This is a genomic window from Nocardia transvalensis (genome assembly GCF_015477765.1).
GTDB lineage: Bacteria > Actinomycetota > Actinomycetes > Mycobacteriales > Mycobacteriaceae > Nocardia > Nocardia transvalensis_A.
The window spans coordinates 1-20,210 of sequence record NZ_JADLQQ010000016.1 but is presented as its reverse complement, the minus strand read 5'-3'; the positions used below and the strand labels follow the sequence as shown (position 1 = coordinate 20,210).

20 protein-coding genes and 1 tRNA gene are annotated in these 20,210 nt (G+C 65.4%); all 21 read left to right on the top strand.

Features of this window, described 5'->3' with window-relative positions:
* Positions 1-3: 3 nt before the first annotated feature.
* The gene (rpmG, locus tag IU452_RS34925) at positions 4-174 is read left to right on the top strand and encodes a 50S ribosomal protein L33 (protein WP_011211653.1); all 171 of its coding nucleotides are present in this window, start codon (positions 4-6) and stop codon (positions 172-174) included.
* Between the two features lie 141 nt (positions 175-315).
* Positions 316-1,377 carry a fused (3R)-hydroxyacyl-ACP dehydratase subunits HadA/HadB gene (locus IU452_RS34920; RefSeq protein WP_416382398.1) on the top strand — a complete coding sequence of 354 codons (1,062 nt, stop codon included), beginning with the start codon at positions 316-318 and terminating at the stop codon, positions 1,375-1,377.
* A gap of 215 nt (positions 1,378-1,592) precedes the next feature.
* Positions 1,593-1,665, top strand: a tRNA-Trp gene (locus tag IU452_RS34915).
* A gap of 33 nt (positions 1,666-1,698) precedes the next feature.
* Positions 1,699-2,118 carry a preprotein translocase subunit SecE gene (secE, locus tag IU452_RS34910; RefSeq protein ID WP_324192998.1) on the top strand — a complete coding sequence of 140 codons (420 nt, stop codon included), beginning with the start codon at positions 1,699-1,701 and terminating at the stop codon, positions 2,116-2,118.
* A gap of 112 nt (positions 2,119-2,230) precedes the next feature.
* Positions 2,231-3,013 carry a transcription termination/antitermination protein NusG gene (gene nusG, locus IU452_RS34905; RefSeq protein ID WP_195113533.1) on the top strand — a complete coding sequence of 261 codons (783 nt, stop codon included), beginning with the start codon at positions 2,231-2,233 and terminating at the stop codon, positions 3,011-3,013.
* A 179-nt stretch (positions 3,014-3,192) separates the two neighbouring features.
* The gene (gene rplK / locus IU452_RS34900; RefSeq protein ID WP_195113532.1) at positions 3,193-3,627 is read left to right on the top strand and encodes a 50S ribosomal protein L11; all 435 of its coding nucleotides are present in this window, start codon (positions 3,193-3,195) and stop codon (positions 3,625-3,627) included.
* Positions 3,628-3,697: 70 nt separating this feature from the next.
* Positions 3,698-4,411 (top strand): 50S ribosomal protein L1, encoded by a 714-nt coding sequence (gene rplA, locus IU452_RS34895; protein ID WP_195113531.1) that lies wholly within the window; start codon positions 3,698-3,700, stop codon positions 4,409-4,411.
* 765 nt (positions 4,412-5,176) lie between these two features.
* Complete coding sequence (gene rplJ / locus IU452_RS34890; RefSeq protein ID WP_195113530.1) at positions 5,177-5,725, top strand: 50S ribosomal protein L10; 549 nt, start codon at positions 5,177-5,179, stop codon at positions 5,723-5,725.
* A gap of 62 nt (positions 5,726-5,787) precedes the next feature.
* Positions 5,788-6,174: a 50S ribosomal protein L7/L12 gene (rplL, locus tag IU452_RS34885; RefSeq protein ID WP_195113529.1), complete on the top strand. Its 387-nt coding sequence runs from the start codon at positions 5,788-5,790 to the stop codon at positions 6,172-6,174.
* A gap of 228 nt (positions 6,175-6,402) precedes the next feature.
* The gene (locus IU452_RS34880) at positions 6,403-7,479 is read left to right on the top strand and encodes an ABC transporter ATP-binding protein (RefSeq protein ID WP_195113528.1); all 1,077 of its coding nucleotides are present in this window, start codon (positions 6,403-6,405) and stop codon (positions 7,477-7,479) included.
* Positions 7,480-7,490: 11 nt separating this feature from the next.
* Complete coding sequence (locus IU452_RS34875; protein ID WP_195113527.1) at positions 7,491-8,285, top strand: MlaE family ABC transporter permease; 795 nt, start codon at positions 7,491-7,493, stop codon at positions 8,283-8,285.
* 2 nt (positions 8,286-8,287) lie between these two features.
* Positions 8,288-9,142, top strand: a complete 855-nt coding sequence (locus IU452_RS34870) for an MlaE family ABC transporter permease (protein WP_195113526.1) — start codon at positions 8,288-8,290, stop codon at positions 9,140-9,142.
* Positions 9,139-10,485, top strand: coding sequence for an MCE family protein (locus IU452_RS34865; RefSeq protein ID WP_195113525.1), 1,347 nt, complete (start codon positions 9,139-9,141; stop codon positions 10,483-10,485). The genes IU452_RS34870 and IU452_RS34865 overlap by 4 nt, the downstream gene beginning before the upstream one ends.
* Complete coding sequence (locus IU452_RS34860) at positions 10,482-11,564, top strand: MCE family protein (RefSeq protein ID WP_228819275.1); 1,083 nt, start codon at positions 10,482-10,484, stop codon at positions 11,562-11,564. The genes IU452_RS34865 and IU452_RS34860 overlap by 4 nt, the downstream gene beginning before the upstream one ends.
* Positions 11,564-12,574: an MCE family protein gene (locus IU452_RS34855; protein ID WP_195113524.1), complete on the top strand. Its 1,011-nt coding sequence runs from the start codon at positions 11,564-11,566 to the stop codon at positions 12,572-12,574. The genes IU452_RS34860 and IU452_RS34855 overlap by 1 nt, the downstream gene beginning before the upstream one ends.
* Positions 12,574-13,845: an MCE family protein gene (locus tag IU452_RS34850; RefSeq protein WP_195113523.1), complete on the top strand. Its 1,272-nt coding sequence runs from the start codon at positions 12,574-12,576 to the stop codon at positions 13,843-13,845. Before IU452_RS34855 ends, IU452_RS34850 begins: the two co-directional genes overlap by 1 nt.
* Positions 13,842-15,080, top strand: coding sequence for an MCE family protein (locus tag IU452_RS34845; RefSeq protein WP_195113522.1), 1,239 nt, complete (start codon positions 13,842-13,844; stop codon positions 15,078-15,080). Before IU452_RS34850 ends, IU452_RS34845 begins: the two co-directional genes overlap by 4 nt.
* Positions 15,077-16,318, top strand: a complete 1,242-nt coding sequence (locus tag IU452_RS34840) for an MlaD family protein (RefSeq protein ID WP_195113521.1) — start codon at positions 15,077-15,079, stop codon at positions 16,316-16,318. Before IU452_RS34845 ends, IU452_RS34840 begins: the two co-directional genes overlap by 4 nt.
* 31 nt (positions 16,319-16,349) lie before the next feature.
* The gene (locus IU452_RS34835; RefSeq protein ID WP_195113520.1) at positions 16,350-17,006 is read left to right on the top strand and encodes a hypothetical protein; all 657 of its coding nucleotides are present in this window, start codon (positions 16,350-16,352) and stop codon (positions 17,004-17,006) included.
* A 317-nt stretch (positions 17,007-17,323) separates the two neighbouring features.
* Positions 17,324-17,770, top strand: a complete 447-nt coding sequence (locus IU452_RS38730; protein WP_228819274.1) for a hypothetical protein — start codon at positions 17,324-17,326, stop codon at positions 17,768-17,770.
* Between the two features lie 417 nt (positions 17,771-18,187).
* Positions 18,188-20,210 (top strand): DNA-directed RNA polymerase subunit beta (locus IU452_RS34825; RefSeq protein WP_195113518.1); only part of this gene is annotated, 2,023 nt, incomplete at its 3' end.

Genomic DNA, 20,210 nt, shown 5'->3' with positions numbered 1-20,210 from the left:
ATCGTGGCCGCGAAGTCCACCGATGTCCGGCCAAAGATCACCTTGGCCTGCGAGCAGTGCAAGCACCGCAACTACATCACCAAGAAGAACCGGCGTAACGACCCGGACCGCCTCGAGCTGAAGAAGTTCTGCCCGAACTGCGGTACCCACCGGGCGCATCGCGAATCTCGCTAACTTCACCACGCGTGCAAGCTGCCGCGTAGGTAATGTGCCGGAGCAGGTGTCCACCCGCTCCGGCACTTGGTGTAAGTGCGGTAGTGAGCGCTCCGCCGACTCCCGGTAGCGGGGTCAGATAGGGATCAGCCTTCCGTGACAATCAACACCGGTACCGAAGTCGAGATCGATACCACCGCCGAGGGATTCGACCCGGCGGCCCATGCGGCATCCATGGTCGGGCACCACTACCGCGTCGACGACTACTACGAGGTCGGCCGCGAGAAGGTGCGCGAATATGCGCGTGCGGTGCAGGACTACCACCCGCTGCACTGGGACGAAGACGTCGCCCACGAGTACGGTTACGACAGCCTTCTGGCGCCGCTGACCTTCATCTCCCTGGTCGGAATCCTGGCCCAGAGCAAGCTCTTCGAGAAGGTCGTCACCGGGTACGACCTGAGCCAGATCATGCAGGCCGACCAGACCCTGGAGTTCCACCGCCCCATCAAGGTCGGCGATCAGCTGGTCTGCGACGTCTACCTGCACTCGTTCCGTCAGGCGCCGGGCGGCGCGGACATGATCGTCACCAAGAACATCGTCACCTCGCGCGACGAGTTGGTCATGACCACCTACACCACCCTGGCCGGCCGCAGCGGCGCCGACATCGATCCGAATCTGCGCGATATCGCCCGCAATGTGCTGATGCAGGGTGGCATGGCGGCGCCCGAGCACCGCCCGCGCACCCTGCCGCTGACCGCCGAGCCCTTGGCCGTGACCGCCCCCGAGATCGAGCCGGGCAAGCGCGCGCTCAGCTTCGACGACGTCTCCGAGGGCGATGAGCTGCCGCCCCGCATCGTCCAGCTGACGCGTGGGGATCTGGTGAACTACGCCGGTGTCTCCGGCGATCCGAATCCGATCCACTGGAGCGACGAGGTCGTCAAGCGGGTCGGGCTGGACAACGTGGTCGCGCACGGCATGCTCACCATGGGCCTGGGCGGCGGCTTCATCACCTCGTGGCTGGGCGATCCGGGCGCGGTCAAGGAGTACAACGTCCGCTTCACCAGCATGGTGTACGTGCCCGCGGACGCGCCGGCCGAAATCGAGTACACCGGCAAGGTGAAGTCGATGGATCCCGAGACCCGCACGGCCGTCGTCGCGATCACCGCAAAGTCCGAGGGCCGCAGGATCTTCGGGCGGGCGACCGCCACCGTGCAACTGTCCTGACCGGCGGAATCGGACCCGGATTGGCGATCCGACGGGGCGGTAACGTACACTCGGGACTCTGGGGTCACCAGCCGCTGCGCGCTGCTCTGAAGGGGCTGGTTCCAGGCGGGTAACCGCCGGGGCCGGCATACCGCCGGAGCGGCGCGCGTGTTGTGTGACAACCGGAACACAATCGAATAGAACGGTGCTGGATAAACCTACAGACGTCCAGCCGAAGGGGCGTAGCTCAATTGGCAGAGCAGCGGTCTCCAAAACCGCAGGTTGCAGGTTCAAGTCCTGTCGCCCCTGCACTGGATGCCAGCGACGGAGAGAGGTATCGACGTGAGCGACGAGCGGGACACTCGCCACGGCTCGCATGCGGCCGATGACGATGGCACCGCCGCGGTGAGTCGACCGAGTGGCAAGCGGTCGGCGCGTCGGGCTCGGGCCACCTCCTCGCGGAGCGATACGGGTTCGATCGCCACCATCGAGCGGACCTCTGGCTCTCGGACCGATTCGGCAACGCGCAAGGCGTCCGAGCCGGTCGACAAGAAGGCAGGCCGCGGTGCGGGAAATCCGTTCAAGCGCCTGGTGAAGTTCCTGCGTGAGGTAATCGCGGAACTGCGCAAGGTGATCTGGCCCAACCGCAAGCAGATGGTCACCTATACGAGCGTGGTCTTGGTGTTCGTGATCTTCATGGTCGCGTTCATCTCCGGGTCGGATCTGGCGTTCATCAAGGGTGTCAACTGGCTGTTCGGCTAGCTGACCGTCGGCGCCGGTAACCGTCCCCCGCCACACGAGGACGGTGCCATCCGCCGGATGCGATATCCGGCACGCAGAGGAAGTTAGTGACGACACAGGAAGCGAGTGCCCAGTGAGCACCCCGGAGAACGGCACACACGACGAGTTCCCGGTCGAGGACGCGGTGGAAGAGACCACCGCCGAGACGACCGTCGAGGACTCCGCGCCGACCGCGGAGGCCGCATCGAGCACTGAGCCCGCATCGAGCACCGAGCCCGCCGATGCACCCTCCGACCCGGTCGCGGAGATGAAGGCCGCGCTGCGGCGCGCCCCTGGCGACTGGTATGTCGTGCACTCCTACGCCGGCTACGAGAACAAGGTGAAGGCCAACCTTGAGACCCGCGTGCAGAACCTGGGCCTCGAGGACTACATCTTCCAGGTCGAGGTGCCCACCGAACAGGTCACCGAGATCAAGAACGGCCAGCGCAAGAACGTGCAGCGCAAGGTGCTGCCGGGCTACATCCTGGTGCGCATGGACCTCAACGACGAGTCGTGGGGCGCGGTGCGCAACACCCCCGGCGTCACCGGATTCGTCGGTGCCACCTCCCGGCCCTCGCCGCTGTCGATCGATGACGTGGTGAAGTTCCTGGTGCCGGCCGAGCAGCAGCAGAAGAAGCCCGCGGCCGCCGCGAGCACCGCCGCCGCCGAGACCGCCACCGAGGTCGCGCCCAAGCCGACCATCGAGGTCGACTTCGAGGTCGGCGAGTCGGTCACCGTCATGGACGGCCCGTTCGCGACCCTGCCGGCCAGCATCTCCGAGGTCAACGCCGAGCAGCAGAAGCTCAAGGTGCTGGTGTCGATCTTCGGTCGCGAGACCCCGGTCGAGTTGGCGTTCACGCAGGTCGCCAAGATTTAGTCGCGTCAGGGGCGGTGGTCCGGTTCGCTCATCCGGGCCGGTGCCACCGCCTTTTTCGCGTTCGCATAAACTTGACGGGTTGTGCCTGTGCCCACGCTTGACTGTCGCCAAGCGGGTCGGGTGCAAGCCCCGGAGAAGGCTTACGGGAATCCGTAAGGAACCTAAACCAAGGAAGAAAGATGCCCCCCAAGAAGAAGAAGGTCGCTGGGCTCATCAAGCTCCAGATCCAGGCCGGCCAGGCGAACCCCGCCCCGCCGGTGGGTCCCGCGCTGGGTCAGCACGGCGTCAACATCATGGAGTTCTGCAAGGCGTACAACGCCGCGACCGAGTCGCAGCGTGGCAACGTCATCCCGGTCGAGATCACGGTCTACGAAGACCGCTCGTTCGACTTCAAGCTGAAGACTCCGCCCGCCGCCAAGCTGCTGCTCAAGGCCGCCGGTGTGCAGAAGGGTTCGGCCGAGCCGCACCGCAACAAGGTCGCCCAGGTCACCATGGATCAGATCCGCGAGATCGCCAAGACCAAGCAGGAAGACCTGAACGCCAACGACATCGACGCCGCGGCGAAGATCATCGCGGGCACCGCTCGCTCGATGGGTATCACCGTCGCCGAGTAAGGGTTTCGACCCTTCGTGGGAGGGACGGCCAGTCCCGCACCACATCTGACTCAGACAAGGACAGAGAAACATGGCAAAACGAAGCAAGGCTTATCTCGAGGCGGCCGCCAAGGTCGACCGCTCTCAGCTGTACTCCCCGCTGACCGCCGCGCGGCTGGCGAAGGAGACCTCCACCAAGAAGACCGACGCGACCGTCGAGGTCGCCGTTCGCCTGGGTGTCGACCCCCGCAAGGCCGATCAGATGGTCCGCGGCACCGTGAACCTGCCGCACGGCACCGGTAAGACCGCCCGCGTCATCGTGTTCGCCGCCGGTGAGAAGGCCGCCGAGGCCGAGGCCGCCGGTGCGGACGCCGTGGGCGCCGAGGACCTGATCGAGCGCATCCAGGGCGGCTGGCTCGATTTCGACGCCGCGATCGCCACCCCGGACCAGATGGCCAAGGTCGGCCGCATCGCGCGCGTGCTGGGCCCCCGCGGCCTGATGCCGAACCCGAAGACGGGCACGGTCACCACCGATGTGACCAAGGCCGTCAACGACATCAAGGGCGGCAAGATCAACTTCCGCGTCGACAAGCAGGCCAACCTGCACTTCGTGATCGGCAAGGCCTCCTTCGAGGACAAGAAGCTGGTGGAGAACTACGGCGCCGCCCTGGACGAGATCCTGCGCCTCAAGCCCTCGACCGCGAAGGGCCGCTACGTCAAGAAGGTGACGATTTCGACGAACACCGGCCCGGGCATCCCGGTGGACCCGAACCGCACCCGCAACCTCACCGAAGAGGACGCGTAGCAAGTAGTCCGCAAAGGGCCGGTACGAATTTCGTACCGGCCCTTCGTGTTTCGTAGGGTCCCGGCGCAAAAAGCGCGCCGGGAATAAGGGAGTCGCCGCGTCCGGGGACTGAGGGAGCCGCGTCCGGGGACTGAGGGAGCCGCGTCCGGAGACTGAGGGAGCCGCGTCCGGGAAATGAGACAGCCACCGTGTCCGGGAAATGAGACAGCCGCCGCGTTCGGGAAATGAGACAGCCGCCGCGTCCGAGAAGTGAGGGGCCGCGTTCAGGAAATCAGGAAATAGGAAGCGCGCGCCCGGGGGAGGGGAGGACGTTCTCGAAGAAGAGGCGGGCCGAGAACGGAGGGACGTTCCCGGGAAGACCCGAGGGTGCGCTTCTCTTGTTCCTGCTGCCGTGCCCCTCCTTTTGTTCCTGCGGTCGTGCTCTCCTCATTCCCTGTGGCGAAGCCGCAGGGCCCCGTTTTGGTAGATGGGCGATGGTCCGCTATCCTGAACAACGGTCGTCGGCCAGTTCGGCGATCACCCCCATCGTTCTACCGAAGACCGTTGGTCGCTGCCGCGAGGCAGTCGAAGGTCCGGCGATATTGCCGGCGGCCCACGCAGGGAGAGCCGAGGTCGGGAAAACTGTGCGAGATCACTCGCGCGAATTTTCTTGTGCGCCCCGGGACGACCTGCGTCCGGGGCGTTTGCTTTGTCGCCGGGCCCCTCCTGCGGGTCGGTAGTGGACGGGATGTACACACACCGACCCATCCAGAGAGGAGGCGAAGTATGGCAAAGACCTGGAAGGTCGACGCGGTCGAGGAGATCGCCGAGCAGTTCAAGGGCTCCACCGCCACCGTGATCACGGAATACCGTGGCCTGTCGGTCGGCAAGCTCACCGAGCTGCGCCGTGCCCTGGGCGAGAACGCCACCTACTCCGTCGCCAAGAACACCCTGGTCAAGCGCGCCGCCGCCGAGGCGGGCGTGGAAGGCCTGGATGACTTGTTCGTCGGTCCGACCGCGATCACCTTCATCACCGGTGAGCCGGTCGACGCCGCGAAGGCGCTCAAGACCTTCGCCAAGGACAACAAGGCCCTGATCATCAAGGGCGGCTACATGGACGGCGCTCCGCTGTCCGTGTCCGAGGTCGAGCGGATCGCCGACCTGGAGTCCCGCGAGGTGCTGCTGGCCAAGCTGGCCGGCGCCATGAAGGGCAACCTGTACAAGGCGGCCGGGCTGTTCGCCGCGCCCGCCGGCCAGGTCGCTCGCCTGTTCGCCGCGCTGGAAGACAAGAAGCGCGAGGGCGGCGAGGCCGCTCCTGCCGCGGACGCCGAATAAGTCGAAATACCAATACTTTTCCCGTCCCCGCGGGATGAAGCCTCATATCGAAAGGAAACACAATGGCCAACGTTGACGAGCTGCTCGAGACCATCGGCAACATGACCCTGCTCGAGCTGTCGGACTTCGTGAAGAAGTTCGAGGAGAAGTTCGAGGTCACCGCCGCCGCTCCGGTCGCCGTCGCCGCTGTCGGTGGCGCCGCCGGTGCCGCCCCGGCCGAGGCCGCCGAGGAGCAGGACGAGTTCGACGTCATCCTCGAGGGTGCCGGCGACAAGAAGATCCAGGTCATCAAGGTCGTCCGCGAGATCGTGTCCGGCCTGGGCCTGAAGGAGGCCAAGGACCTGGTCGAGGGTGCCCCGAAGCCGATCCTGGAGAAGGTCGCCAAGGACGCCGCCGACGCCGCCAAGGTCAAGCTGGAAGAGGCCGGCGCCAAGGTCTCCGTGAAGTAATTTGCAGTAAAAATCTGCTCGAAAAGGGCGGTCCCCGCGGGGGCCGCCCTTTTTCGTGTTTGCGCGCAGGATCGCATACCGAGTTTTCTACCGACGAGTCAGGTAGGGTGTGCTGCGCCAGCGGCATGCGCTACAGTGGCCGCACCCAGTGTGACGCGTCACACCGGCGCTGAAATATGCAGTGACGCGGCCCCCTGGGCGCTCGTCGAAGAAATTGTGGAGGTTGGCGTGGGCGTCGAGGTCAGGACCGAAGCTGTCACGAAGTCTTTCGGTTCGCAGCGAATTTGGCAGGATGTCACCCTGACCCTGCCTCCGGGGGAAGTCAGCGCTCTGCTCGGCCCGTCCGGTACCGGTAAGTCCGTCTTCCTGAAGTCGCTGATCGGCCTGCTGCGCCCCGAGCGCGGCAGCATCTTCGTCGACGGCACCGACATCACCACCTGCTCGAACAAGGAGCTCTACGAGATCCGCAAGCTGTTCGGCGTGCTGTTCCAGGACGGCGCGCTGTTCGGTTCGATGAATTTGTTCGACAACGTGGCCTTCCCGCTGCGCGAGCACACCAAGAAGAGCGAATCCGAGATCAAGAAGATCGTCATGGAGAAGCTCGAGCTGACCGGTCTGCTCGGCGCGGAGAACAAGCTGCCCGGCGAGATCTCCGGCGGTATGCGCAAGCGTGCCGGTCTGGCCCGCGCGCTGGTGCTGGACCCGCAGATCATCCTCGTCGACGAGCCGGACTCGGGTCTGGACCCGGTCCGCACCACCTACCTGTCGCAGCTGCTGATCGACATCAACGCCCAGATCGACGCCACGATCCTGATCGTGACCCACAACATCAACCTGGCCCGGACCGTGCCCGACAACATCGGCATGCTGTTCCGCCGCCAGCTGGTCATGTTCGGTCCGCGCGAGGTGCTGCTGACCTCGGAGGAGCCGGTGGTCAAACAGTTCCTCAACGGCCGCATGGTCGGCCCGATCGGCATGTCGGAGGAGAAGGACGAGGCCCAGATGGCGCGCGAGCAGGCGCTCGCCGACGCCGGCCACTACGACAACGGCACCGACGAGGTCGAGGGCATCATTCCGCAGATGAAGGCCACCCCCGGCATGCCGGTGCGCCAGGCGGTGGAACGCCGTCGCAGCCGGGTCCTCGAGATCATGCACACACTGCCGCACGCGGCGCAGGTGGCGATCCGAGAATCCATGGAGCAGAACGGCGATACACAAGTTCTGCCCGCCTATACCGGCAATGCTCCGGAATACCAGGGCGGCGCGTACGACACCACCGTGCGACACAACACAACTAACGGGTAACATCCTCGACCGTGAATCAAACCCTGGCACGGCTGCGCACCCCGGTCGAGTCGGGTTTTGCACAGGCCGGCAATATCTTCGCGCTATTACTCGACGTAGCGCGTAAGACATTCCGCCGACCTTTCCAGTGGCGTGAGTTCATCGAGCAGTCGTGGTTCATTGCGAGTGTTTCGATTCTTCCCGCGTCGCTGGTGGCAATCCCGTTCGGCGCCGTGGTGGCGTTGCAGACCGGTTCACTGATCAAGCAGTTGGGCGCCGAGGCTTTCACCGGCGCTACCAGCGTGCTGGCTACCGTCCAGCAGGCTGCTCCCATCGTCACCGCGCTCATCATCGCCGGCGCGGCCGGATCGGCGGTCGCCGCGGATCTGGGCTCGCGCACCATCCGCGAGGAGATCGACGCGATGGAGGTGCTGGGCATCGACCCGGTGCAGCGGCTGGTGGTGCCGCGCGTGCTGGGCATGATGCTGGTCGCGCTGCTGCTCAACGGGCTGGTGGCGGTGGTCGGCATCTGTGGCGGCTACGGCTTCAACGTGCTGCTGCAGGGCGGTACCCCGGGCGCCTACCTGGCCTCGTTCTCGGCCCTGGCCCAGCTGCCCGACCTGTGGATCGGTGAGATCAAGGCGGCCATCTTCGGCCTGCTCGCGGGTGTGATCGCCGCGTACAAGGGTCTGCATCCGAAGGGGGGCCCGAAAGGAGTGGGTGACGCGGTGAACCAGTCCGTGGTGATCACCTTCCTGGTGCTCTTCTTCGTCAACCTCGTGCTGACGTTGGTGTACCTGCAGGTCGTTCCGGCCAAGGGATCCTGAGCATGGTTGTCGCACAGCGTTCTCCCGCCCTGCGCCGCCTCGGCAATGCCCTGCGCGCGCCCGTGAACGTCATCGATCGCGCCGGCGATCAGATGTCGTTCTACTCCAAGGCGATCGCCTGGATTCCCCGCACGATCGTGCACTTCCGCAAGGAGGTCATGCGGCTGCTGGCCGAGGTGACCTTCGGCTCGGGTGCGCTGGCGGTGATCGGCGGCACGATCGGCGTGGTCGTGATGATGTCGGCCTCGGTCGGTGTGGTCGTCGGCCTGCAGGGTTTCAAGGCCCTCGACGCGCTGGGTTCCTCGGTGCTCACCGGCTTCCTGACCGGGTACATCAACACTCGTGAGCTGGCGCCGCTGGTGGCTGCGCTGGCGTTGTCGGCGACGGTCGGCTGTGGTTTCACCGCGCAGCTGGGCGCGATGCGGATCTCGGAGGAGATCGACGCGCTCGAGGTGATGGCGGTGCCCGGCGTGCCGTTCCTGGTGACCACCCGCGTGATCGCGGGCTTCGTGGCGGTGATCCCGCTCTACATCGTGGGCCTGCTGGGCACCTTCCTGGCATCCCGGCAGATCAGTGTGTGGTTCAACGGACAGTCGACCGGCTCCTACGACCACTATTTCAGTCTGTTCCTGCCACCCGAGGACGTGCTCTATTCGTTCCTCAAGGTGCTCGTCTTCGCATTTGTGATCATCTTGATCCACTGCTATTACGGATACACCGCCACGGGCGGTCCCGCCGGGGTCGGCGTGGCCGTGGGCCGGGCGGTGCGTGCTTCGATCGTTCTGATCAACATCCTCGATTTCTTCCTCAGCCTTGCCATTTGGGGCACGACGACGACAGTCAGGGTGGCCGGATGAACGGGGTGCAGGTATGGAGATCGACCGAGAAGCTGCGTAAGCGGACCCTCGGTGTGCTGTTCTTCGTCGTCTTGGCGCTGTTCCTGTCGACCACGATCGCGGCCTACAACAAGGTGTGGGTCAAGGTGGTCAAGGTCGATCTGATCACCGACTCCGTCGGAAATGCGTTGACCCGCAAGGCCGATGTGAAGGTGCGCGGTGTGACCGTCGGCGAGGTGCGGTCCAGCGAATCCGCGGGCGGCAAGGTGACACTGCACCTGGCCATCTCGCCGGACAAGGCCGATGAGATCCCGTCCAATGTCACCGCGCGCCTGTTGCCCAAGACGCTGTTCGGTGAGCGCTACGTCGATCTGGTGTGGCCCCAGCAGCCCAGCGGCCAATATCTGAAGGCCGGGATGACGCTGCATCAGGACGCCAGCGGCAATGCGGTCGAGGTCAGCCAGCTGCTGGACAGTGTGATGCCGCTGCTGCAGGCGATTCCGCCGCAGTACCTGGCCTCCACCCTGGGTGCGCTGTCGCAGGCGCTCGGGGGCCAGGGCGAGGAGCTGGGCAACACCATCCACCGGCTCGATCGGATCTTCCGGGACATCAACGATGTCATGCCCACGTTGCAAGAAGATCTGCGTAGTTTCGCGCAGGTCGCCGACACTTACTCCGATGCGCTGCCGCAGTTGGTCGACGCCTTCGACAATCTGCGCACCACCAACGCCACGATTGTGCAGAAGCGGTCGCAGATCGACACCCTGTATTCGGTGCTGACACCGAGCTCTTCACGGACCGCCGATTTCCTGGTGGCCAACCACGACAACATCATCGATGTGGCCGCCGATTCGCGGGAGGCGCTGGAACTGCTGGCCACCTACTCGCCCAGCTACGCCTGTGCGCTGCAGAACTTCGCCGCGATCAAGCCGCGTATCGACAAGATCTTCGGCAAGGACACCGATCTGCCCGGTTCGCGTGTGACGATTCAGCAGACCAACACTCGTGGCCGCTATCTGCCCAACCAGGACGAGCCGCGCTGGCGCGACACCCGGGGACCGCAGTGTTTCCACGAACTGCCGCCGGGCGTGGACCCCGGCGATTACCCGGGAGGCGCCTTCAACGACGGCTCCTACCCGGTGCCCAGCCGGAACCCCGGCGATCAGACCCTCGGCGAACTGCCGCGGGCCCAGTTCTCGGTCTACGGTGCCGATACCCCGACGCTCGCAGGCTCGCCGGCCGAACAGCGCGCCGTCGGCGCGGTGCTGGGTGCGGCCAGCGGTGAGTCACCGGACAAGGTGCCGGGCTGGATCAGCCGGATCGCGGCGCCGGCACTGCGCGGAAGTGAGGTGAGTGTGCGATGAACGGGCGACTGCGCGGCCTGGGTGGGCCGCTGACCAAACTGCTGATCTTCGTCGTGGTGACGCTGCTCGCGACCGCGATGCTGGGGCTGACCATCGCCAATTACACCGGCGGGGGGAGTTCCTTCAAGGCCCGGTTCTCCGATGTGACGTCGCTGAATCCGGGCGATGAGATCCGCATCGCCGGTGTGCGGGTGGGCAAGGTGACCAAGGTGGCCGTCGTCGACCGCAACCAGGCGGAGGTGACCTTCCAGCTCAACGACCGCGACTGGCTACCGGCCTCGACCACCGCCACCATCCGCTACCGCAACCTGGTGGGCCAGCGCTATATCGCGCTGGAGCAGGGCACCGGTCAGCAGGGCCGAAAGCTGAACCCGGGCGCCACGATCCCCTTGGATCGCACCCGGCCCGCGCTGAATCTCACCACGCTGTTCAACGGCTTCCGTCCGCTGTTCCAGACATTGAGCGCCGACGACGTCAACAAGCTGTCCTACGAGATCATTCAGGTGTTCCAGGGCGAGTCCGGCACGATCAGGGACCTCGTCGCCAATACCGCGAGCCTGACGAACAAGATTGCCGACAAGGACGCGGTGATCGGTGAGATCGTGAAGAATCTGAATGCCATCCTGGATGCGGTCAATTCGCGCGATGGGCAGCTCAACGATCTGATCGTCAATACCGAGGCGCTGGTCAGCGGCCTGAACGCCGAGCGCGGCACCATCGGCTCGGCGGTACAGTCGCTGGGCAATCTGGCCTCGGCAACCTCGGACCTGCTGGTCCCCACCCGGCCGACCCTGCAGGGGTCCATCGCGGGTCTGAATCAGCTGACCGGCGAATTGAATTCGCGTTCGGACGAGGTCAACGAGGCGCTGACGAATCTGCCGATCAAGTTGGAGAAGTTGGGCCGGGCGGCCAGCTACGGCTCCTGGTTCCAGTTCTATCTGTGCGGTATCGATATCGTCGCCGGACCGGGTGATCCGCAGCAGACGCCGCAGCTGAATGTCGCGTCCGACCTGCCGACGGTGAACCAGCCCCTCTACACCAATCCCGCGCCGCGTTGCCACGGGAAGGGTGGTCGCTGATGGAGGATCGGACCCTGTTCGGCAAGCGCAGCCCCGCATTCATGGGCGCGCTGGGACTGTTCATGGTGCTGCTGATCACCGTGTCGGCCTTCTCGGTGGACAAGCTGCCGCTGCTCGGGGCGGGCACCAAATACACCGCGGAGTTCTCCGAGGCCGCCGGGCTGAAGAAGGGCAACGAGGTGCGCATCGCCGGGGTGAAGGTCGGCGATGTGTCGAGTGTGCGGCTCGACGGCGATCGGGTGCTGGTCGACTTCCGCACCAAGGACGCCTGGATCGGCGATCAGACCACCGCCTCCATCCAGATCAAGACCCTGCTCGGGCAGAAATATCTGGCGCTGGATCCGAAGGGGGCGCACGCGGCCGATCCGTCCAAGCGAATTCCGTTGTCGCGCACGGTATCTCCCTACGACGTGGTGGACGCCTTCAGTGACGCCGCCAAGCAGATCGAGGGGACCGACACCGCCCAGCTGGCCACCAGCTTCCGGGTGCTGTCGGATGCGTTCTCCGGGACGCCGCCGGAGATCCGCGGCTCGATCGACGGCGTGGCGCGGCTGTCGGAAACCCTGGCCAAGCGGGACGAGCAGCTCAAACAGCTGTTCGCCGCGACCAACAAGACATCGAAGGTGCTGGCCGACCGCAATGCCGAATTCGAGAAGCTGCTCGCCAACGGCGGTCAGCTGCTGGCCGAGCTGAACGATCGGCAGCGCTACATCCACCAGTTGCTGACCGGTGCCAAAACGGTTGCTGCCGAATTGACCGCATTGGTGCACGACAACGAGCAGCAGATCGGTCCGGCGCTGACCAATCTGAAGAAGTCGATCGACATGTTGAACGACCACCAGCAGGACATCTCCAAGACATTGACGCTGGCCGCGCCGTTCTACGGCCTGTATGCCAATGTGCTGGGGAACGGACGTTGGTTCGACGCCGTGATCGTGAATCTGACCCCGCCGGCGCTGCCGGATGTCCCGGGCGATCGCCCGCCGATTCGGACGCTGGGAGGCCGCTGATGGAAGCCGCTCACCGGGATCCACTCACCGCGCTGCGCGAATCCAGCCGCGGCACAAAGGTTCTCATCGCACTGGGCACGGCCGCGGCGGTTCTGCTCGTGAGCGTGCTGTGGTGGCTGTTCGATAATCTCAATACCACCAAGATCACCGCGTATTTCGACAAGTCGATCGGTATCTACGAGGGCTCGGACGTGCGCATCCTCGGCGTGCCGGTCGGGTCGGTGGATTCGGTCGAACCGATGGGTGATCAGGTGAAGGTCACCATGAGCGTGGACCGGAGCTACGACATTCCGGCCGATGCGAAGGCCGCCCAGATCACCCCTTCGGTGGTGTCGGACCGCTACATCCAGCTCACCCCGGTGTACAAGGGCGGGCCGAAGATGGGACGCAATGCCACCATTCCGAAGGAGCGCACTGCCACCCCGGTGGAGGTCGATCGGCTCTATCGGAGCATCTCGCAGCTGTCGGAGGCGTTGGGTCCCAACGGTGCCAACAAGGACGGCGCGGTCAACGAACTCGTGCGCACCTCGGCGGCGAATCTGGCGGGCAACGGCGATGCGCTGAAGAACAGCCTGACCCAGCTCTCGCATGCGGCGCGGACGCTGGGTGATGCGCGTGGCGACATCTTCGACACCATCAAGAATTTGCAGGTCTTCGTGCGCACCCTCGCCGAGAACGACGCCCAGGTGCGACAGTTCAACACCCAGCTGGCCGACCTGTCCGGATTTCTGGCCGATGAGCGACAAAATCTGGGTCAGGCGCTCAACCTGTTGTCGATCGCACTGGGCGATGTGGCCCGGTTCGTCGACGACAACAACGATCGGATCGCCGGTAACGCCGAGTCGCTGACCACGCTCACCCAGACGCTGGCCGATCAGCGCGGCGATCTGGCCAACGCGCTGCCTGTGATCACGCTGGCGCTGAACAACCTGATCAACGCCCACAACGGCGAATCGGGCACCCTGGACATGCGGGCGAACTTCCCGGAGCTGCAGGATCCGTTCGGCGCGGTCTGCAAGATGCTGGACCTGAGCAAGCTGCGCCCGGGCGATCCGAAGTTCGATGCGATCGGCCGCCAGCTGCGACCGGTCCTGGATCACTGCAAGGAGATCACCGACCAGATCACGGCGGGCGTGAAGACCCCCACGCTGGTGCTGCCGTTCGGCATCCTGTCCGGCGACAACATCCAGCGCACCCCGGCGCCCGGCAGCGTGCCCGGCACGCCGTCGGACCGGCAGCCGCCCTCGCAGGAAGAAGGGGGACAGCGATGAGAGCATCGCGAAGGGCCGCCCGGGCTTTCGTCGCGGCCATCGTGGTCGGGCTGTCCACGACGCTGGTGACCTCGTGTGCCTCCGACGGCGTCTACAGCATCCCGCTGCCGGGCGGCGCCGACACCGGGGACCACCCGCTGCACATCGACATCCGCTTCGACGATGTGCTGGATCTGGTGCCGCAGTCGGCGGTCAAGGTGGAGGGCGTACCGGTGGGCCGGGTCGACAAGATCGACGTGGCACCCGACGGCTGGACCGCCAGCGTGCACACCGTGGTGAATTCGTCGGTGAAACTGCCGGCCAACGCCCGCGCCGAGGTCAAGCAGTCCAATCTGCTGGGTGAGAAATTCATCGAATTGTCCGCTCCCACCCAGGACGCCGCGCCCGAAACGCTGAAGGATGGGGCGGTCATCCCGGTCGACCGGACCCGGCACGCCACCGAGATCGAACAGGTGCTGGGTGCGCTGTCACTGCTGTTGAACGGCGGTGGTGTGGCACAGCTGCAGCCCATCGTGGTCGAGTTGAACAAGGCGTTGTCCGGTCGCGAGGACAAGGTGCGGTCGCTGCTGGAACAGGCCAACACCCTGATCGACGGGTTGAACAAGCAGGTCGACGACATTCAGCGAGCTCTGGACGGATTGGGGACGCTGTCGAGCCGAGTGGGCCAGCAGACCGAGCAGATCGGCAAGGTCCTCGACGAGCTCCCGGCCGGTATCAAGATCCTCGACGAGCAGCGGCCGCAGCTGATCGGTCTGCTGAAACAGCTGGATCGAGTGGGCCAGGCCGGATTCGACGTGCTGGATCGCTCCAAGGACGATCTGATTCGCGATCTGCAGGCGCTGCGGCCCACCCTGCAGGAACTCGGCCGCGGCGCACCGGATCTGGTGACAGCGTTCCCGCTGATCCCGACCTTCCCGTTCCCTGACGAGGCGATCAAATCCACCTTCGGCGGTTCGGTGAACACTTGGCTGTCGGTGGATCTGCAGATCGGCACCACGCTGTCGAACCTCGGTGTGGGCAAACCGGATCCGGTGTACATCCCGCCGGTGGGTCCGCAGCCCAATGTGGATCCGACCAACCCGTACTACAACGGCAACGGGCCGCGCCCGGGTTGGCCGACGATATCGCTGCTACCGCTGCCGCCGACCGTGGTCCCGCCACCGGCGGGCGGACCACCGGCGCCGCAGAATCCGATCGGTGCGATCCTCGATCAGTTGGGAGTGACGCCGCGATGAGTCGACTGGTACGTATACAGCTCATCGCGTTCGGCCTGATCGCGGTGCTCGGCGTGGTGTTCGTCGGCGCCAAGTACATCCGTCTTGATCACATGCTCGGCTTCGGTCAGTACGAGGTGAAGGTCAAGGCGAAGGAGACGGGCAACCTGTCCAAGGGCGCCGAGGTGACCTACCGGGGTGTTCCGGTGGGTCGGGTGGTCGGCATGGATGTCACGCCCGACGGTGTGGTGATCGACCTCGAGCTGGATACGGGTAAGCCGAAGGTGCCCGCCAACGCGAAGGCCGTGGTAGCCAACCGGTCGGCCATCGGCGAGCAGTACGTGGATCTGCAGCCGACCGCCTCGGGCGGACCGTATCTGCACGACGGCTCGGTGATCGACGGAGCCCAGACGCCGATCCGGGTGGAGGATCTGCTGGCCAGTGTGAACAGCTTCGCCAGCACCACCGACCTACAGGCGTTGAGCACGACCGTCACCGAACTCGGCAAGGCGTTCGACGGTCAGGGCGACAACCTGCACGTGCTCGTCGACTCGCTGAACAAGTTCAGCCAGACGGGTGTGGAGTCGTTGCAGCAGACGGTGGATCTGATCCGCGATGCCCGGACCGTCCTGGGCACGCAGGCCGACCAGTCCAGCGCCGTGCGCCAGTTCAGTGACGGTCTGGACAAGCTCACTACGCAATTGAAGGCGAACGATCCGGATATTCGCCGGCTGATCGGCACCGGCACCGACGCCGGCGCGGCGATCGACAACCTGCTGAAGCAGAGCGCCGACCCGCTGACCAAGGACCTCGCGAACCTGCGGCTGCTGTTGCTGGCCATTTCGCCGAAGTACTACGCGCTCAAACCGCTCCTGCAGATGTTGCCGATCCTGTCGTGGGGTAGTTCCTCGGCCGCATCGGCCGACGGCACCAGCCACTTCGGGCTTGTCCTGGAGGCGAACAACCCGCCGGCCTGCACGGTGGGCTACGAGGGCACCCAGCGCATCCTGCAGGAGATGAAGGCGCAGAATCCGAACTTCGACGACACCCGCGACGATTTCCCGTTCAATACCGACGCGAAATGCGATGTGCCGTTCGGGAGTCCGACCGATGTGCGCGGCGGGGCGCGGGCCGAGCTCGCCGACCCGAACGTCCCCCAGCCGTGGGACGACAAGCCCAAGTCCGATCCGGACAAGCTGAACCTGAACCCTGTCGCCACTCAGCTGGCCACCCTGCTGGGCGCGACACCCAAGCGATGACACTCAGGAAGCAAAAGTATGGTGTGTCGGCGTGAGTGAGTTTCGTGACAGCGACCAGCGCGCTGAGACCCCCGTCGCCGCATCCCGGGACACCGCCGCGGCCGCATCGCGGCTGCGGACCCCGGTCACTGCGGCGTCGGTGGTGCTGCTGGCGGTCGCTGTCGTGGCGGCGGCATGGTTCGGCGGTCGCTGGGTCGTGGGCGCCTACTTCACCGATGGCCCGCGCACCGATGCCCGCAATGAGCTCATCAACGACGCTCAGCAGGCCGCGATCAATCTGCTGTCGATCAATCCGGACGATGTCGACGGCTCGCTGGCGAATATCCGGTCATCGATGACCGGCTCCCTGCTCGACGAGCAGACGAAGGAGCAGGACCGCATCAAGCAGCAGGCCATCCAGTCCAAGGGACGCGTCGTCGTCAAGCCGGAGGAGGTGGCTCTGACCTCGCTCAACAGCGAGCGCGACCATGCCTCGGTCTTCCTGGTGCTGCGCGTGACCCGCAGCTTCCCCGATACCCCGCCCGAAAGCTTCCGGCAGCTGTGGACGCTGGACATGGTCGAGGCCGGCGATACGTGGAAGGCCGAACAGGCGAAGAGCCTGGGTAAGGCGGTGCCGCTGGATTCCGGTGCGCCGCCGGCGCCCGCCCAGCCGCCGGCCGATCAGCAGCCGCCGCGGACCGGTCGATAGAAGGAATGGCGAGTATGGCTTCGCGGAAACCCGTCAATCGCATCACCACGAAACGGCGACCGGCTACCAATGTGCAACCCGGTACCGGAGCCCGCCGGAAGGCTTCGGCCGCCACGGCCGGATCGGCCGCTCGGGCCGGCAAACCTGCGGCCCGGGCCGACGCCCGGCGCGCCGGCACCGCCGCTGACACCCGTGCTCGCACGCCCGTTCTGCGTCGGATCTCCGCTCGCCGAAAGGATCGAAGGGGCAAGCAGACCGGCGGCTCGGGCTCGTGGTGGCGGACCTGGCGAGTCGCGGTGACATGTGTCGTCGCGGCCGTGCTGCTCGGGGCGTTCGCCACGGTGGCAGCCTTCCGGCCAGGGGTCGGCGATGCCAATCTCGCCTTCGTGGACAACAAGGCCACCGACGAGGTGAAGGCCGCGGCACAGCACGCGCTGACCACGCTGTTCTCCTACGATCCGAAAAATCTCGACAAGTTCAAGGAGACCGCGCGTCAGGAGCTGACGGGCAAGGCGCTCGCCGACTCCGACAAGTATCTCGATCCGGCCATCGACGCGGCGCGGCAGACACAGACCAAGGCCGAGGGGACGATCGATCCGATCGGTGTGACTTTCCTCACCTCTGATCGCGCCGAGTTGTTGGTGAACCTGACTGTGAACTCGACCAAGGATGGCGCCCCGCAAGAGTCCGCCTCGGGCCCGGTCGTGGTCCATATGCAGAAGGTGAATGGTCGCTGGTTGGTCAGCGATATCCCGAATAACTGAGGTCAGGGCCTGATTCGTCGGCGCCGCAGGCAATCTCGCCGGTGGCATGAGCCCCTCCGCCACTTGACGAGTTCCGTCCGACCAGTCACGCTATTCACAACAGCGGCAGCTGTCACAGGGTCGAGTGCCCCGGTTGAGACGCAGCCTTCGGGCCCGAACGCAGCCAGCGGAAACGGGTTCGGCGCGCCAACTGTTTGAAACTCGACTCGGGTGGTACTTTGACACCCTCTCTGTATGGGTGTAGGTTTGGACGTTGCGCTGGCTGCCTCCTGTCCATACCTTGATCGCACTACGAAAGTTCCACCGCCGAGGTGTTACTTCCGTTTTTTGCTGTTCGGGTTTCGTTCGGGGCGTGACCAGCGGAATTCGTAGCAAAGACAAGCGACGGTCGCGGGACCACCACGCGACGCGCGTGAGGTGCTGGAAGGACGCATCTTGGCAGTCTCCACCCAGACCAAGGCCGGTATCCCCGGAGCCCCGAAGCGGGTGTCTTTCGCGAAGATCCGTGAGCCTCTCGAGGTTCCGGGTCTTCTCGATCTACAGACCGATTCGTTCGCCTGGCTGATCGGTTCGCCGGAATGGCGGGAGAAGGCGATCGCCCGTGGCGACGTCAATCCGGTCGGCGGGCTCGAGGAGGTGCTCGAGGAGCTCTCGCCGATCGAGGACTTCTCGGGATCGATGTCCCTGTCCTTCTCCGATCCGCGCTTCGAAGAGGTCAAGGCCTCCATCGAGGAGTGCAAGGACAAGGACATGACCTACGCGGCGCCGCTGTTCGTCACCGCGGAGTTCATCAACAACAACACCGGTGAGATCAAGTCTCAGACGGTCTTCATGGGCGATTTCCCGATGATGACCGACAAGGGCACGTTCATCATCAACGGCACGGAGCGTGTAGTCGTCTCGCAGCTGGTGCGTTCGCCCGGTGTGTACTTCGACGAGTCCATCGACAAGGGCACCGAGAAGCTGCTGCACAGCGTCCGGGTGATCCCGAGCCGCGGGGCGTGGCTCGAATTCGATGTCGACAAGCGCGACACCGTCGGCGTGCGCATCGACCGCAAGCGCCGTCAGCCGGTCACCGTGCTGCTCAAGGCCCTCGGCATGACCACCGAGGAGATCGTCGAGCGGTTCGGCTTCTCCGAGATCATGATGTCGACCCTGGAGAAGGACAACACCGCCGGCCAGGACGAGGCGCTGCTGGACATCTACCGCAAGCTGCGTCCGGGTGAGCCGCCGACCAAGGAGTCGGCGCAGACCCTGCTGGAGAACCTGTTCTTCAAGGAGAAGCGCTACGACCTGGCCCGCGTCGGCCGCTACAAGGTCAACAAGAAGCTGGGCCTGAACCCGGGTGAGCCGATCGTGGGCTCGGTGATGACCCGCGATGACATCGTCACCACCATCGAGTACCTGGTCCGCCTGCACCAGGGCGACAAGACCATGACCGCCCCCGGCGGCGTCGAGGTCCCGGTCGAGGTCGACGACATCGACCACTTCGGCAACCGTCGCCTGCGCACCGTCGGCGAGCTGATCCAGAACCAGATCCGCGTCGGCCTCTCCCGCATGGAACGCGTCGTGCGCGAGCGCATGACCACCCAGGACGTCGAGGCCATCACGCCGCAGACCCTGATCAACATCCGTCCCGTCGTGGCGGCGATCAAGGAGTTCTTCGGCACCTCGCAGCTGTCGCAGTTCATGGACCAGAACAACCCGCTGTCGGGCCTGACCCACAAGCGCCGCCTGTCGGCGCTGGGCCCCGGTGGTCTGTCCCGTGAGCGCGCCGGCCTGGAAGTGCGCGACGTGCACCCCTCGCACTACGGCCGCATGTGCCCGATCGAGACGCCGGAAGGCCCGAACATCGGCCTGATCGGCTCGCTGTCGGTGTACGCGCGGGTCAACCCGTTCGGGTTCATCGAGACCCCGTACCGCAAGGTCGACAACGGCCGGGTCACCGACGAGGTCGTGTACCTGACCGCCGACGAGGAGGACCGCCACATCCGCGCCCAGGCGAACTCGCCGGTGGACGCGAACGGCCACTTCGTCGACGACCGGGTCCTGGCCCGCCGCGGCAACGAGGAGATGGAGTACGTCTCCCCGAACGAGGTCGACTACATGGACGTCTCGCCGCGCCAGATGGTGTCGGTGGCGACCGCCATGATTCCGTTCCTCGAGCACGACGACGCCAACCGTGCCCTCATGGGTGCGAACATGCAGCGTCAGGCCGTGCCGCTGATCCGTTCCGAGGCGCCGCTGGTCGGCACCGGCATGGAGCTGCGGGCCGCGGTCGACGCCGGCGACGTGGTCGTCAACGAGAAGCCCGGTGTGGTGGAGGAGGTTTCGGCCGACTACATCACCGTCATGCACGACGACGGCACCCGCAAGTCCTACCGGATGCGCAAGTTCGCGCGGACGAACCAGGGCACCTGCGCCAATCAGCGGCCGATCG

Excerpts from the sequence above, each read along its gene's own strand:
- IU452_RS34865 (WP_195113525.1), top strand. The coding sequence starts at position 9,139 with ATGAACGGGGTGCAGGTATGGAGATCGACCGAGAAGCTGCGTAAGCGG.
- IU452_RS34840 (WP_195113521.1), top strand. The coding sequence starts at position 15,077 with ATGAGTCGACTGGTACGTATACAGCTCATCGCGTTCGGCCTGATCGCG.
- IU452_RS34845 (WP_195113522.1), top strand. The coding sequence starts at position 13,842 with ATGAGAGCATCGCGAAGGGCCGCCCGGGCTTTCGTCGCGGCCATCGTG.
- IU452_RS34860 (WP_228819275.1), top strand. The coding sequence starts at position 10,482 with ATGAACGGGCGACTGCGCGGCCTGGGTGGGCCGCTGACCAAACTGCTG.
- IU452_RS34870 (WP_195113526.1), top strand. The coding sequence starts at position 8,288 with ATGGTTGTCGCACAGCGTTCTCCCGCCCTGCGCCGCCTCGGCAATGCC.
- IU452_RS34850 (WP_195113523.1), top strand. The coding sequence starts at position 12,574 with ATGGAAGCCGCTCACCGGGATCCACTCACCGCGCTGCGCGAATCCAGC.
- rplA (WP_195113531.1), top strand. The coding sequence starts at position 3,698 with ATGGCAAAACGAAGCAAGGCTTATCTCGAGGCGGCCGCCAAGGTCGAC.
- IU452_RS34855 (WP_195113524.1), top strand. The coding sequence starts at position 11,564 with ATGGAGGATCGGACCCTGTTCGGCAAGCGCAGCCCCGCATTCATGGGC.
- rplJ (WP_195113530.1), top strand. The coding sequence starts at position 5,177 with ATGGCAAAGACCTGGAAGGTCGACGCGGTCGAGGAGATCGCCGAGCAG.
- rplK (WP_195113532.1), top strand. The coding sequence starts at position 3,193 with ATGCCCCCCAAGAAGAAGAAGGTCGCTGGGCTCATCAAGCTCCAGATC.
- rplL (WP_195113529.1), top strand. The coding sequence starts at position 5,788 with ATGGCCAACGTTGACGAGCTGCTCGAGACCATCGGCAACATGACCCTG.